We start from the raw sequence: 629 nt of genomic DNA, 5'->3' as shown, positions 1-629 counted from the left end.
CTCGATCCACTGGCACGGCATCGCCCTGCGCAACGACATGGACGGCGCACCCCCGGCCACCCAGACCACCGTGCGCGCCGGGAGCACCTTCACCTACCGGTTCATCGCCGACACCCCCGGCACGTACTTCTTCCACCCCCACGTCGGCGTCCAGCTCGACCGCGGCCTGTACGCCCCACTGATCGTCGAGGACCCGCGCGAGCCACTGGCGTACGACGACGAATGGGTGATCGTCCTCGACGACTGGGTCGACGGCGTCGCCGGAACCCCCGACGAGGTCTTCGCCGAACTCAAGCAGGGCATGGGCGGCATGGACATGGGCGGTGACTCCGGCTCCGGCGGCTCCGGAACGGAGGGCCACGACATGCACGACATGGGGAACCCGAGCGGCGACGCGTCCCCGTCCGCCTCCGCCTCGTCGGGCGGGATGTCGTCGAGGTTCATGCTCATGGGTGCCGAGAGCGACCTGCTCGGCGGCGACGCCGGTGACGTGAAGTACCCCCACCACCTGGTCAACGGCCGTGTTCCGGCCGACCCGTACGTCTACACCGGCAAGCCCGGCCGCAAGGTGCGCCTGCGGATCATCAACGCGGGCAGCGACACCGCCTACCGCGTCGCCCTCGGGGGCC

1 protein-coding gene is annotated in these 629 nt (G+C 70.6%); it reads left to right on the top strand.

Annotated elements, in window-relative coordinates:
* Positions 1 to 629: multicopper oxidase domain-containing protein (locus RB628_RS41135; RefSeq protein WP_318325732.1), on the top strand; the 629-nt coding region annotated here is incomplete at both ends.

This window comes from Streptomyces sp. ADMS, from assembly GCF_033441795.1.
Lineage (GTDB): Bacteria > Actinomycetota > Actinomycetes > Streptomycetales > Streptomycetaceae > Streptomyces.
Note: the sequence above shows the minus strand (reverse complement) of the source record. Positions and strands in the feature narration are given on the sequence as shown.